The sequence below is a fragment of the Massilia varians genome, assembly GCF_027923905.1.
GTDB classification, from domain to species: domain Bacteria; phylum Pseudomonadota; class Gammaproteobacteria; order Burkholderiales; family Burkholderiaceae_D; genus Telluria; species Telluria varians_B.
The window spans coordinates 1,827,125-1,840,155 of record NZ_AP026966.1 but is presented as its reverse complement, the minus strand read 5'-3'; the positions used below and the strand labels follow the sequence as shown (position 1 = coordinate 1,840,155).

General features: G+C 67.4%; 11 protein-coding genes. 4 read left to right on the top strand and 7 right to left on the bottom strand.

Annotated features, from left to right (window positions below):
* The 3 genes from MasN3_RS08425 to MasN3_RS08415 all read right to left on the bottom strand — a co-directional run bounded on the left by MasN3_RS08425 (nt 1) and on the right by MasN3_RS08415 (nt 3,827).
* Nucleotides 1-1,230, bottom strand: coding sequence for a sensor histidine kinase (locus MasN3_RS08425; protein ID WP_281913519.1), 1,230 nt, complete (start codon nt 1,228-1,230; stop codon nt 1-3).
* 4 nt (nt 1,231-1,234) lie between these two features.
* The gene (locus MasN3_RS08420) at nt 1,235-2,635 is read right to left on the bottom strand and encodes an alpha/beta hydrolase family protein (protein ID WP_281913518.1); all 1,401 of its coding nucleotides are present in this window, start codon (nt 2,633-2,635) and stop codon (nt 1,235-1,237) included.
* 262 nt (nt 2,636-2,897) lie between these two features.
* Complete coding sequence (locus tag MasN3_RS08415; RefSeq protein WP_281913516.1) at nt 2,898-3,827, bottom strand: LysR substrate-binding domain-containing protein; 930 nt, start codon at nt 3,825-3,827, stop codon at nt 2,898-2,900.
* A 94-nt stretch (nt 3,828-3,921) separates the two neighbouring features.
* Here MasN3_RS08415 and MasN3_RS08410 point away from each other — a divergent pair, with 94 nt between their 5' ends.
* Nucleotides 3,922-4,992, top strand: a complete 1,071-nt coding sequence (locus tag MasN3_RS08410) for a tartrate dehydrogenase (RefSeq protein ID WP_281913515.1) — start codon at nt 3,922-3,924, stop codon at nt 4,990-4,992.
* Between the two features lie 107 nt (nt 4,993-5,099).
* Here the strand turns inward: MasN3_RS08410 and MasN3_RS08405 are convergent, their stop codons facing one another.
* On the bottom strand, nt 5,100-7,073 hold the full coding sequence (locus tag MasN3_RS08405; RefSeq protein ID WP_281913514.1) for a S9 family peptidase: 1,974 nt from the start codon (nt 7,071-7,073) through the stop codon (nt 5,100-5,102).
* Between the two features lie 168 nt (nt 7,074-7,241).
* Between MasN3_RS08405 and MasN3_RS08400 the strand changes: the two genes are divergently transcribed.
* Nucleotides 7,242-7,931 carry a response regulator transcription factor gene (locus MasN3_RS08400; protein ID WP_281913512.1) on the top strand — a complete coding sequence of 230 codons (690 nt, stop codon included), beginning with the start codon at nt 7,242-7,244 and terminating at the stop codon, nt 7,929-7,931.
* Here the strand turns inward: MasN3_RS08400 and MasN3_RS08395 are convergent, their stop codons facing one another.
* From MasN3_RS08395 to MasN3_RS08385, 3 genes are all read right to left on the bottom strand, one after another.
* Complete coding sequence (locus MasN3_RS08395) at nt 7,932-8,630, bottom strand: hypothetical protein (RefSeq protein ID WP_281913511.1); 699 nt, start codon at nt 8,628-8,630, stop codon at nt 7,932-7,934.
* The gene (locus tag MasN3_RS08390; RefSeq protein ID WP_281913510.1) at nt 8,630-9,475 is read right to left on the bottom strand and encodes a MipA/OmpV family protein; all 846 of its coding nucleotides are present in this window, start codon (nt 9,473-9,475) and stop codon (nt 8,630-8,632) included. Before MasN3_RS08390 ends, MasN3_RS08395 begins: the two co-directional genes overlap by 1 nt.
* Nucleotides 9,476-9,544: 69 nt before the next feature.
* The gene (locus tag MasN3_RS08385) at nt 9,545-10,777 is read right to left on the bottom strand and encodes a hypothetical protein (protein ID WP_281913509.1); all 1,233 of its coding nucleotides are present in this window, start codon (nt 10,775-10,777) and stop codon (nt 9,545-9,547) included.
* Between the two features lie 288 nt (nt 10,778-11,065).
* Here MasN3_RS08385 and MasN3_RS08380 point away from each other — a divergent pair, with 288 nt between their 5' ends.
* Together MasN3_RS08380 and MasN3_RS08375 are read left to right on the top strand one after the other, a co-directional pair.
* The gene (locus MasN3_RS08380) at nt 11,066-12,445 is read left to right on the top strand and encodes an ATP-binding protein (RefSeq protein WP_281913507.1); all 1,380 of its coding nucleotides are present in this window, start codon (nt 11,066-11,068) and stop codon (nt 12,443-12,445) included.
* A gap of 1 nt (nt 12,446) precedes the next feature.
* Nucleotides 12,447-13,031: a DUF6151 family protein gene (locus MasN3_RS08375; protein WP_281913506.1), complete on the top strand. Its 585-nt coding sequence runs from the start codon at nt 12,447-12,449 to the stop codon at nt 13,029-13,031.

Here is a 13,031-nt window from a genome sequence, read left to right as displayed (position 1 = left end):
TCACGCTCCCTCCATGGTCGCGGCCAGCGGCAGCACGATGCTGGCCACCACGCCGCCTTCCTCGCCGGCGCGCAGTTCGAGCGCGGCGGTGCCGCCGTACAGGTGGGTCAGGCGCTCGCGGATGTTCGCCAGGCCGATGCCGCTGCCGCTCGACGCGCGAAAGCCCACGCCATCGTCGCTCACACTCAGCGCCAGCATCCGCGCGCCATCTGTCTCGCGGCAGGCGGCCCAGACCCGGATCGTCGCTGGCCCCTTCTTCGGCTCGATGCCATGCTTGACCGCGTTCTCCACCAGCGAGATCAGCATCAGGGGCGGAATCGGGGCGGCGCGCAGCTCCGGCGGGCACGCCACCTCGGCATGCAGGCGCGGCATGCGCGCTGCAATCACGCCCAGGTAGGCGCGCACCGAATCGCATTGCGAGCCGAGGGTGACGAAGGTGCTGGCGCCGTCGGCGCGCAGTTGCGGGATGGTCGAGCGCAGGTAGTCGATCAGGTGGTCGATCATGACGATGCCGCGATCCGGATCGGACAGCATGGCGGCGCGCACGCCCGACAGGGTGTTGAACAGGAAGTGGGGCTCGACCTGGCTGGCCAGCACCGCCAGCTTCACCTCGACTTCGTTGCGCTGGTGCTTGTAGCGCTCGGCCTGCGCCTGCAGGGCGGCCTCGCGCAGCAAGCCGCGCTGGCGGAAATAGGCGGCCAGGTCGAAGGGACCGGCCAGCCAGACCAGCACCGGGAACCAGATCGCCAGGTTGACCACGCGGTTGTCGCGCTCCTGCTCGGCCCGCAGTTCGGCCGACGCCTGTCCTGACGCCGGCTGGCCGCCGGTCCTCACGAAAGGCGTCAGCGACCAGGCCAGCAGCACCCCCAGCAGCAATGCGCACACGATGCCGGCCGCTTCGCGCCGCGGACGCCAGCCGCGCGCCCGCACCAGCACCGCCAGGCCGCGTCCCAGCGCCAGGGCGGTGGCCACCACCAGCCAGATGGCCGGGAAGGTGAACCAGAAGGCCAGCGGGTTGACCTCGGGCGGCGGCTTGGGAACCAGCGCGGCCAGCATGACCAGCACCAGCGCCAACAGGATCATCGGGACCCGGAACGAGCGCATGCGGTAGCCGTACCAGGTCTTGCCGAATACCGGATACTGCTGGGCGCGATGCGACCATCCTCCCAGCCTGGCGGCGAGGCTGGACGGAAGCGGTGATTCGTGGTCGGCTGGGGCGTTGTTTTCCATTTGGCTATTTTATGCTGTCGCGCGGCGCCTTGACCCTTGCCAGGATCCAGTCGCTGACGGTGTCGAGCGCGAGCGGCGCGAGGCTTTCCTCGATCTCGGCGTATTCGCTGCCGGCCCCGGTGCGCGCGGTCTGGTCCAGGTGGTTCAGCGCCGGCAGTTCCTTCACCACGGCGCGCCCATTACCCGCGAGCGCCGTGCGGATGGCGGCAAGGTTCATCGCGGCCGGCACCTGCAGGTCGCGCTCGCCGTTCAGCACCAGGATGGGCTGGCGCACGGCGCGCAGGACCGGGCCGGGTTCGTGCCGCAGGAAGGCATGGAACCAGGGCGAAGCGAACAGGCTGGCGCGCGCCGCGGCGGTCCCGGGCGACAGCAGCCCATCGCGTTCGGCCGCTTCCATCATGCGGCGCGCCTTTTCGCCGGCCAGCGCCGGGCTTGGCTCGGCCAGGATGGCCGCGAATACCGCGCGGTTCAGCTCACGCTCCCTGGCCACCGCCTCGTCCGGCATCCCCGCGGCTTTCGTTCCCAGCGCGATCTGTTCGACCATCAGCAGTTCGCCGCGCACCCCGGGAGCCGCCAGCATCACGACGAAGGCCAGGCCTGGGTCGCGCGCCGCCACCATCGGCGCGATCATGCCGCCTTCCGAGTGGCCGAGCATGCCGATCCGTTTCGCATCGATCTCGGGCCGGCCGCGCAGGAAGGCGAGCGCGGCCTCGGCATCGGTGGCGAAGTCCTGGGTCGTCGCCAGCTTGTACACGCCGCCGGACTTGCCGACGCCGCGCTTGTCGTAGCGCAGGACCGCGATGCCCTGGCGGCTCAGGTGGTCGGCCAGCACCAGGAAGGGCTTGTGCTCGCGGACGGTCTCGTCGCGGTCGACGGGACCGGAGCCATGCACCAGCACGACCGCCGGGAACGGCCCCTTGCCCTGGGGGACGGTCAAGGTGCCGGCGAGAACGTGGCCACCCGCCGGGTTGGCGAAGCCGACCTCGACGCTGGCATAGCTCGGCTGGCGCGCGGCGATCGCTTCCAGCTGCGGACGCTTCGGCTTGAGCGCCGCGGCATCGGTGCGCTCGAGGCGCAGCGGCAGCGTCTGGCCGTTCTGGCTCCAGGTGCCGATCCAGGCCTGGTCCTGTTCGCTCCAGCGCGCCGTGAAACCGGCGTTCAGTTGCGGCAGTCTGAACCCGAGCTGCTCCGCGCCGACTTCCAGCTGCTCGACTGGCGTCTTGAAGCCCTGCTGGGGCACCGCCAGTTTTCCTTCCCACCTGCCGTCGGCCGCCCGGGCGAACTCCAGTTGCACGTTCAGGGAATCGGCGATGCGGCCTTTCCAGTGGCCGCTGGCGTCGACGGCGTGGGCGGGGCCGGCGGCCAGGGCGAAGCTGGCCAGCAGGCCAAGCAGGGTCGATTTCATGCGCGGTCTCTCTCTTCGGATTTGGAACGCCTACTCTAGCGGGGCCGGGGCTGCGGCGCGGCGCGATGCGGCGAATCCCGGTTTGGATGACATGGACGCGGCTTGCCCCGGCATGAACGCGGCTACACGAACACTGCCCGTCAGGGAATGACGCTTGCCCGCCACCACCGGGGGCGCCTCGTGCTGGCCACGAGTTCAGGTATCGGGTCTCCGGGTAGCCACACAATCTGTCCTGACGGGTTGGTAAGGATGAGATGGCATCTTAGCGAAGCGCACCGTCCGCGCCAAGCCGGGCGTCCGGCTGCCCCAGGTGCCGGCGCAGGAAGTCGACGCACACGCGCACCCTGCCCGATCCGCTCAGGCGCTGCGGATACACGGCCCACACGCTGGCCGGCTGGGTGTAGTCGGGCAGAACCTGCACCAGCGCGCCGCTCTCCAGGTAGGCGCGCGCATCCCACAGCGAACGCAGCACGATGCCCGCGCCTTCGACCGCCCAGCGCAGCGCGATTTCGCCGTGGTTGGTCGAGAGCGGGCCGGATACCCGCACCGTCTCCTCCCCGCCTTTGCCGCGCAGGCGCCAGGTGCCGAACGGGTGGTCGCGCTCCTTGATCGCCAGGCACTGGTGGCTGGCGAGTACCTTCAGCGACTTCGGCATGCCGTGGCGCGCGATATAGCCTGGCGCCGCGCACAGGATGCGGTGGTTGTCCATCAGCTTGCGCGCCACCAGCTGCGGCGGCAGGTCGTCGCCGATGCGCACGTCCAGGTCGAAGCCTTCCGCCACTGTGTCGACCAGGCGGTCGAACACCTCCAGGCGGATCTGCAGCTTCGGGTGGCTGGCGGCCAGCCTGGCGACCACGGGCGCGACCACGTTGCGCCCGAAACCGAAGCTGCTGCAGATGCGCAGGCGCCCGGCCGGCTCCTGGCGCCGCTCGGCGACGTCGTCGAGCATGTCGTCGAGCTGCGCCAGGATCAGCTGGGCCCTGGCATAGACCTGCTCGCCCTCCTCGGTGATCACCACGCGCTGCGTGGAGCGCGCGAACAGCCGCACCCCGAGCTGCGCTTCCAGTATGCCGATGCGCTTGCTGACAAAGGCCGCGGACATGCCCAGGCTGTGCGCCGCCCCGCTGAAGCTACCCCTGCGGACTACTTCCACAAAGACCGCCAGGTCACCGTTTTCGATTTGATTATTCACGATTCGTGTTCCATAAGGCCACACCACGGTGGATTATAAACGTGGCGTATTCTTGCTATGCTGAGCCGACACTCAACACCCACAGGAGCCAGCCATGCAGCAGCACAGGATCGCCGTGATCGCCGGAGACGGCATCGGCAAGGAGGTCATGCCCGAGGGCTTGCGCGCCGTCGAGGCGGCGGCGCGGCGCTTCGGCATCCCGCTGGAGTTCGTCACCTTCGCATGGGCCAGCTGCGACTACTACCGCGAGCACGGCAAGATGATGCCGGACGACTGGAAACAGCAACTCGACGGCGTCGACGCGATCTTCTTCGGCGCGGTCGGCTGGCCCGACCTTGTTCCCGACCACATCTCGCTGTGGGGCTCGCTGCTCAAGTTCCGGCGCGAGTTCGACCAGTACGTCAACCTGCGCCCGGTGCGCCTGATGCCGGGCGTGCCCTGCCCGCTCGCCAATAAGAAGCCGGGCGACATCGACTTCTACGTGGTGAGGGAGAATACCGAAGGCGAATACTCGGCGGTGGGCGGACGCATGTTCGAGGGCACCGAGCGCGAGCTGGTGCTGCAGGAAGCCATCTTCACCCGCAAGGGCACCGACCGCATCCTCAAGTACGCCTTCGACCTGGCCCAGCGCCGCCCGAAGCAGCACCTGACCGCCGCCACCAAGTCGAACGGCATCGCGATCTCGATGCCCTACTGGGACGAGCGCGTGGCCGCTGTTGGAGCAGCGTATCCGGATGTCCGCTGGGACAAGTACCACGTCGACATCCTGGCGGCGCGCTTCGTGCTGTCGCCCGAGCGTTTCGACGTGGTGGTGGCCTCGAACCTGTTCGGCGACATCCTGTCGGACCTGGGCCCGGCCTGCACCGGCACGATCGGCATCGCTCCCTCGGCCAACCTGAATCCCGAGCGCAGCTTCCCCTCGCTGTTCGAGCCGGTGCACGGCTCGGCGCCCGACATCTACGGCAGGAACATCGCCAACCCGATCGCCATGATCTGGTCGGGGGCGATGATGCTGGAGTTCCTGGGGTACAAGGATGCGCACGATGCGCTGCTGCGCGCGATCGAGCACTGCCTGGTGAACGGGCCGCGCACGCCGGACATGGGCGGGACGGCGGATACGACCGAGGTGGGGAAAGCGATCGCGGCGTATCTCGTTACTGCGTAGGGTGGACGGCTTCGCCGTCCGCGCGTTCAAGGACCGAATACAAACCACGGAGCAGGCCGGCGTACGTGACTTGAACGCGCGGTCGGCATAGCCGACCACCCTACAGTTTATTTCAGTAAGTACGTATTGAAGAAATCGATCGTCGCATAGAACAGGTAGTCGGCATTGGCCTTCTTGCCGAAACCGTGTCCTTCGTCGTTCGCCGTCATGTACCACACCGGCGTGCCGTTCTTCTTCACCGTGGCCACGATCTGGTCGGCCTCCTGCCAGGGCACGCGCGGGTCGTTCTTGCCCTGCACGACGAACAGCGGCTTCTTGATCTTCGACGCGTTGTTGGCCGGCGCCGTCGCTTCCATCCACTTGCGCATCTCGGGGTCGCGCTCGTCGCCGTACTCCACGCGGCGCAGGTCGCGGCGGTAGCTCTCGGTGCGCTCGAGGAAGGTGACGAAGTTCGAGATGCCGACGATGTCGATGCTGGCGGCGATGCGCTCCGGGTACATGGTCGATACGGCCAGGGTCATGTAGCCGCCGTAGGAGCCGCCCATCACCGCCACGCGCGAGGCGTCCATGTCGGGCTGGGCCGCGATCCAGTCGAGCAGCGCGCCGATGTCCTTCACCGAGTCTTCACGCAGCTTGCCGTTGTCCAGCTTCAGGAAGCTCTTGCCGTAGCCGGTCGAGCCGCGCACGTTCGGGTAGATCACCGTCAGGCCCATCTCGTCGGTGAAGTAGTTGTTGCGGCCCAAAAAGCCCGGCGTCGACTGCCCTTCCGGACCGCCGTGGATATTGATCAGCACCGGGCGCTTGCCCGGGAACCTGGCGGCGTCCGGACGGTAGACGAAGCCCGAGATCTCGCGGCCGTCGAACGACTTCCAGCGCACCAGCGAGGGCTCGGCGAACTTGTTCATGTCCACCTCCATCTTCTCGTGCCGGGTCCAGCGCGTCACGGCGCTCGTCTTCGCGTCGACGCTGTAGACCTCCGACGGGCTGCGCGCCGAGGCCAGCGACAGCGCCAGGTGGCGGCTGTCCTTGTGCCACTCGATGCGCCCGATGACACCCATCGGCAGCTCCGGCTGCGCCACCAGCTTGCGGTCCGCCGTTCGCATCATGCGCAGCACGCTCGTGCCGTCCTCGTTGGCGACAAACGCGAGCAGCTTGCCGTCCTCGGTCAGGTCGAAGCTGTCGATGTCCCAGTTGATGCCAGGCGTCAGCACGGTCTCCTTGCCGCTGGCGATGTCGATGTAGACCAGGCGCTGGAACTCCGAACCGCGGTCGCTGGTCGTGTAGATGCCCTTGCCGTCGCGCGCGAACCTGGCATTGCCGTAGGCGACCTTCTCTCCACCCTGCTCGGTCAGGCGCCGGCTCTTGCCGCTGGCGACGTCCATCAGCCACAGGTAGGATTCGTTGGCCGACACGTACTCGCTGTACACCAGCTGCTTGTCGTCGTGCGAGAATTCGAAGGAGCCCCAGCCGCCGCCCGGCAGCTCGGCCAGCACGCGCGCCTGCTCCGGCTGCGTCGGGTCGACGATGCTGACCGTGGAGCTGATCTGGTCGTTCGAGCCCTGGCGGCCCACCGGCACCGTCACGTACAGCAGCCGGCCGCTCTTCCTGGCCCAGGCGGTGTCCTGCACCCGGCGGTTGTCCGGCGTGACCGGAATCGCATCCAGGCTGCCGACCTCGCGGCGGTAGGCGCGGAACACCTCGTTGCCGCCGGCATCGCGGCCGAACACATAGTACTTGCCATGACGCGGCTCGTACTGGGCCGAGCGCACCGGCTCGGCGTAATCGGTCATCAATGCGAGCGGCGCACCCGGTTTGGCGACGCGGAACAGCTGGGGCGTGTTGTTGTGGCGGCGCGAGACGATCATCTCGAGCCTGGTCGGGTGCCAGGACGCGAACGAGGTCGGCTTGAAGTCGTTGTACTTCGCCACCTGGCTGGCCAGGCTGGCAGGCACCGGCGGCACGTTTTCCAGCACCATCGCGGCCGGGGGTGCGACGGCGCTCTCCTGGGCCGCGGCCGGGCCGGCGGCGAGAAACAAGGTGGCGATCAGGGTCAGCCCGAGCGGGCGGCGGTGAAGTCTCATCCGGTGGTCTCCGATGCATGGGTTGTTGGCGTTACTGCACTTCAACTTTACACGATGGTGGGGCGAGCGCATCATTGTCACCGAACTGTAAGCAAATGTCCCCTCTTTGTAGGGGTTGTGCTGTCGGGCAACGAGTTCTATACAATCTCGGACGGAGGAGATACAAGCATGTACCGAGTGATGTTAGTGGAAGACGATGCACGCCTGGCCGAGCTCGTCACTGAATACCTGTCCGGCTATGAATTCGCGGTCGACCTGGTCACGCGCGGCGACCAGGCGCTGGAGCGTTTCAAGACGCTCTCGCCCGACGTGGTCGTGCTCGACCTGATGCTGCCGGGTCTGGACGGCATGGTGGTGTGCCGCCGGATCCGCGAAGTGTCCGAAGTGCCGATCCTGATCCTGACCGCGCGCGAGGACTCCTACGACGAAGTCTCGGGCCTGGAACAGGGCGCCGACGATTTCGTCAACAAGCCGGTGCAGCCGCGCGTGCTGCTGGCGCGCCTGCGCGCCCTGCTGCGGCGCACGGCCCAGGCCAAGGGCGGGCTTGATGCGCGCGTGCTGCAGTTCGGCGCGCTGCGCATCGTCACCAGCGACCGCAGCGTGGTCTGGCGCGGCGAACCCTGCGTGCTGTCGAATACAGAATACAAGCTGCTGCTGGTGCTGGCCGAAGCCGCCGGCCGCGTGCTGTCGCGCGACGCGCTGCTCAAGAAGATGCGCGGGATCGAATTCGATGGGCTGGACCGCAGCATCGACAACTGCATCTCCAAGCTGCGCCGCAAGTTCGAGGACGCCGATTCGGAAAAGATCAAGACGGTGTGGGGCGAAGGCTATCTGTTCTCGCCGTCGGCCTGGGATTGATCACTCGAACAGCGGCACGATCGCCAGCGGCGCGCTATAGGTGATCACCTGCGCCCGCTCGGCGCCGAAGCGGTAGTTCACGGTCGGGAAGTCGGCATCGAGGTCGCCGCCGAAGGCCGCACCAGGCGTGAGCGGCAGCGCCTGCTCGCCGTCCGGACGGCGCAGCTTGACCGAGGCCTCCACGCCCTTCTTCGGGAACACCATGCGCACCCCCACGCACTGGCGCGAGCGCGCCGTGGCATCGACGTGGCGGGCATAGGACAGGGCCTGGGCGCAGGCGGCGCGCAGCTCGTCCGTGTCGTAGACGTTGTCCGCCCGCGGCGCGATGCTCACCCGGGCACGCAGGCTGAAAGGGCCGATCTTGCGGTTCGGCGCCAGCACGGCGTTGTCGTCGTAGGCGGCCTTCACCAGGGGCAGCACGCCGCGTCCCAGGGCGTCGAGCGCCAGGCTGGTCTGTACGGTCTTGCCCGTCAGGACCAGTTGCAGGCCCTCTCCCAACGCGCCTTTCTCGCGCGGCAGCAGTTGCAGGTGGTTCTGCAGCAGGTTCTTGGCGCCGCCGTATTTCTCGAACACGACCAGGCTGCGGTAGGCGTCGCGGTAGCTCGCCCACTCCGACGCCGGCGCAAGCGCCTGCGCCGCGGCCAGGCTGGCCGAGCTCAGGAGCAGTACGCATGCGGTGGCGTGAGCGAATCGCATCATCAGAACCGGTAGGCGAAGGCGGTCGAAACCGTCAGGTTGTCGGGCCGCTCGACGAGCGGGCTGCGGCGGGTGTCGCCCATCAGGCGCGTGCCCTGCACGCTCGATGTCAGCATCCACGAGGGCGACAGCGCCCAGTTCCAGCGCGCGCCGATGCGCAGGTCCTTCAGGCCGCCGTCCGGGCGGTAGAAGCGGTTGCCGCTGCTCGCGGCCTGCTCGGCGCTGACGCCGAAGTAGCTCTGCTGGTAGGCGCGGTTGGCCAGCCCCAGGCCGGCCGACAGCGACAGCGTGTGGTGCGGGGCCAGCTGCATCGCCAGGCGCTGGATGCCGAACTCGCCACGCACGCCGTTGCGGTCGTTGCCGGCGCCGGCCAGCACGCTGCTGGTCAGGCGCCATTGCGGCGACAGATACACATTGAAGAAAGCGCCCGCTTCAAGACGCGCCTTGATCTCTTCCATGCCGGCCAGCGGATTCGGGCTCTTCATGGCGCGCTCGGTCGACGGCAGCAGCGTGGCAAAGGCATCGACGCCGCCGACGATGGAGCCGGTGCCCGATGCGGTGCGGCGCGGATGAACGGCCAGCAGCGGACCGTATTCGACCAGCGGTCTGGCGGACAGGTGCATTCCGGCGCTCATGCCGGAAACAAACATGCCGTTGCTCCATTGGGCCTGAAGCACCGGCAATGCCCTGATCTTCCTGCTGTCCGCCCCCTCGTACCGCGGCGCCGACACGACGCCCAGCCCCGCATACATATCGCGGCTGCCGTCGGGCATCGGGTTGGTGGTCGGCGTCTGTGCGCTTGCGGCGCTGCCCGAGACAGCCAGAACCAGGGCGAAAAGCTTCTTCATGTCGTTCACAATCGGCAGAGTTCGGCAATCCAACATTTTACGTCGGGCAAGCCGAACTCTCACGCATTGTTACTGGGTGGATCGGGTTTCTGTGACGAATTCCACCGGCGCCTCGCTGCGCTTGACGATCACCAGGTGCGCCGGGTGGACGATCATCATGCCGCAGAAGACGCCGGGGCCGGGCACGGTGTCGACCACGCCCACCTGCAGCTTGCCGTTCCGGAAGCTCACGTTGGCGACGCCGCCGCCGTGGCAGGTACTGGGCTTGGGACCGCGGAACACGCCGATCACCATCTGCTCCTTGAAATCGATCTTCGGCAAGGCATGCTCGCTGCCGGCATGTTCGGCCCACAGGCGCGTCCAGGCCGCCTCGTCGCGCACCACGACATTGCGCTGCTCGAGGATGCCGGTGCGCACATGCGGCTCGACCGTGGTGAAGTTGACGTAGTCGTTGACGATCTTGCGGAACTCGACCGGCGCATCGATCTTCGGCACCGCGACCACGCGCATCGGCTGGGTCACGGCGGCCAGGCACAGCATGACCGGCGACATGTCGCGGATCTCGTATTCGACCAGCAGCTTGCCGTCTTTCGCGCCGACGTGCACCACGTCGAAGCTGCCGCAGCCCGGATTGCCGCTGCCCTGGAATACCGCCACCAGCATGTGGCGCGAGAAATCGACTTGCGGCGCTGCGATGCGGGTCTTGCTGTGTTCGGACCACAGGGCCGACCACGCGGCCGCGTCCTTGATCACGACTTCGCGCGCCGTCTCGATGTTCGAGAAGCTTTCGCTGACGATGGTCTGGAAGGCGACCGGAGTGCCCGACTTGGGCAGGAAGCCGACCGGCTCGACCTTGTGGCCGGCGCCCAGGCCCAGGTCGGCCTTGTCGAGGTTCTTCAGCATGGTGTCGAACAGGGGGCGTACGCTCGCATCGAGGCAGCTGGTGCGCGGGCCGGCGATCGTGTCGCCCGAGGTGCACAGCACGGCCTGCGGGGTCGCGCCCATCAGGGTCTGGCCAGTGGAGTTGTCGGCGCAGTTGCCGGCGCGGTCCCACAGCACGTACTTGCTGTCGACGACATACAGATTGTTGCGGGTCGATGCGCAGGATGCTTCCTGGGCCATCTTGATGTACTCGGAAACGACCGGCATGCCGCCATTGGGCTCGCCGACCGCAATGCCCAGCCCTGCGGTCTGGTTCTTCATGACGGCAATGTCTTCACCGCCGCCGCCGCAGGCTGCCAAAGCCACGCCCACGCCGATGACGGCGGCGGCGTTGATCAGAGTGCGTCGAAACTTCCTCATTTTCTTCTCCACCGATCGTTCCCTTAGATATAAAAAAACCCGCCGACACTCGCATATCAGGCGGGCAAACGGAAAACCAGATAAAAATCCTTAACCTGATGTTGAGCATCATAGGAAGTCCACGCCCTGCATTCCCCCTCGAACTGTCGAGGAATTGTCTGCAATTTGTAAGCGAGAGGAAAGCCGGTAGGAAGATTCCTAAGAGGCACCTGCTCCTATACAATGCTGCCAAGGAGATACTATGTGTTTGGCAGCGTTTCGTAACAAGCAGTTATGCGGGATGGGCACGTGAACCGGATATTCTTCCGTTTCTTCGTGCTGGTCATGCTCTCGATCACGGCGGCCACCTTCGTGATCTATTTCGCCTTCAGCCGGCTGTTCGGGGATCCGCTCGAGGACATCGCACGCCGCCAGGCGGCCGCCCAGATCTTCCTGCTGGAACAGTACATTGACCAGGCCCCAAGCGACGAATGGCTGGCGCGCCTGAACAACGTGCGCGTCGTGTCCGATGTGCGCTACGACCTGATTCCGCTGGCACAGGCACGCAGCGCCCTGCCGGCCGGCCGGCGCGCCCTGCTCGAGCGCGGCGAACTGGTGCTCGATCCCGCCAATCGCGGCTTCTACCGCCGCGTCGACCTCGACGGCCAGCGCTACATCGGCAGCAACGAGGAAGTGCTGCATGCGCAGGACCTGCCGGTGGACATCGGCAAAGCGCTCACGATGGAAGCGCTGCGCTACGTGATCGTGGCGATCGCGCTCCTGGTGCCGATCGCGCTGTGGTCGCGCTCGCACTGGCAAGGCTTGCAGTCGCTGTCGCGCATGGCCGACGAGTTCGGCAGCGGCAAGCTGAGCGCGCGTTCGCAGATGAAGCCCTCGGCCAGCATCTATCCGCTGGCCGAACGCATCAACCACATGGCCGACCGCATCGAAGACCTGCTGGAAGCGCAGAAAAGCCTGCTGCACTCGGTGTCGCACGAATTGCGCACGCCGATCGCGCGGCTCGAATTCGGCCTGGAGCTGCTGGATGCGCGCGCCAGAGACCCCGACCTGGGCAAGCGCATCCGGGCGATGGAAGGCGACCTGCGCGAACTGAATTCCCTGGTGGGTGAGCTGCTCGACATGAGTAAACTCGACAGCACACGCCAGCTGCAGCGCGAGCCGGTCCGGCTCGATACGGTACTGCGCGACTGCCTCGAGATGCTGCCTCCTTCGCCGCACGCGCTCGACTGCGTGCTGGCCGAGGACCTGGGCGAGCTCGCGCTCGACCGCCGCCTGCTGGCGCGCGCCGTCTGCAACCTGCTGCGCAACGCGCAAAAATATGCGGCCGGCCGCATACTACTGGCGGCGGCGCGCAGCGGCGACGGCGTCGAGATCACGGTCGACGACGACGGTCCCGGCATCCCGCTCGATGAGCGCGACAGGGTCTTCGAGCCGTTCTACCGGCTCGACCGCAGCCGCGACCGCGCCACCGGCGGCTTTGGCCTCGGTCTGTCGATCGCGCGCAAGGCGGTGGCGCTGCACGGCGGCAGCCTGCGCGCGGACAGCGCGCCGCTGGGCGGGGCGCGCTTCGTGATCACGCTGCCGCTCGATACGGGACAGGAAGGACAAGCCGAGCGGACACGCGCCGACGCGGGCCGCTGCGAGGATTCGCCGGACAGGGAGGGGTAAGATGACGATCGCTCTACGCTGCCGCTGCGGCAAGCTGCGCGGCCAGGTCGACGCCAGGCGCGTGGCCGCGCGTGCCGTCTGCTATTGCAAGGATTGCCAGGCCTATGGCCGCTTCCTGGGGACGAGCGTGCTCGACCCGCTCGGTGGCACCGAGGTGGCCGCCACCCTGCCCGCCGCCGTGCGCTTCGACGCGGGCCTCGAGCACCTGGCCTGCATGTCGCTCAGCCCCCAAGGGCTATACCGCTGGTATGCGAACTGCTGCCGCACCCCGGTCGGCAACACGCCGCGCGATCCGCGCACCTCCTACCTGGGACTGGTGCGGACCTGCCTGGATGCGTCCGATGCGGAGCTCGCGCGCCAGCTTGGCCCGCTGCGCTGCCGGGTCGAGACAGGGTCGGCCAAGGGGCCCGTGAAGTCGAGCGTACTGGGCACGGCCTGGGCCGTGTGCAGGATCGGAACGATGCTCATGAAGGCGCGCCTGGGCGGCAGCTACCGGGAGAATCCCTTCTTCCGGCCGGGCACGAGCGAGCCGGTGACGCCGCCGCAAGTGCTGTCGCTGGAAGAACGAAAGGCGCTGAACCCCTAG

Bases quoted from the DNA above. Each gene is read 5' to 3' on its own strand.
- MasN3_RS08425 (WP_281913519.1), bottom strand. From the start codon at position 1,230: ATGGAAAACAACGCCCCAGCCGACCACGAATCACCGCTTCCGTCCAGC.
- MasN3_RS08420 (WP_281913518.1), bottom strand. From the start codon at position 2,635: ATGAAATCGACCCTGCTTGGCCTGCTGGCCAGCTTCGCCCTGGCCGCC.
- MasN3_RS08410 (WP_281913515.1), top strand. From the start codon at position 3,922: ATGCAGCAGCACAGGATCGCCGTGATCGCCGGAGACGGCATCGGCAAG.
- MasN3_RS08405 (WP_281913514.1), bottom strand. From the start codon at position 7,073: ATGAGACTTCACCGCCGCCCGCTCGGGCTGACCCTGATCGCCACCTTG.
- MasN3_RS08400 (WP_281913512.1), top strand. From the start codon at position 7,242: ATGTACCGAGTGATGTTAGTGGAAGACGATGCACGCCTGGCCGAGCTC.
- MasN3_RS08395 (WP_281913511.1), bottom strand. From the start codon at position 8,630: ATGATGCGATTCGCTCACGCCACCGCATGCGTACTGCTCCTGAGCTCG.
- MasN3_RS08390 (WP_281913510.1), bottom strand. From the start codon at position 9,475: ATGAAGAAGCTTTTCGCCCTGGTTCTGGCTGTCTCGGGCAGCGCCGCA.
- MasN3_RS08385 (WP_281913509.1), bottom strand. From the start codon at position 10,777: ATGAGGAAGTTTCGACGCACTCTGATCAACGCCGCCGCCGTCATCGGC.
- MasN3_RS08375 (WP_281913506.1), top strand. From the start codon at position 12,447: ATGACGATCGCTCTACGCTGCCGCTGCGGCAAGCTGCGCGGCCAGGTC.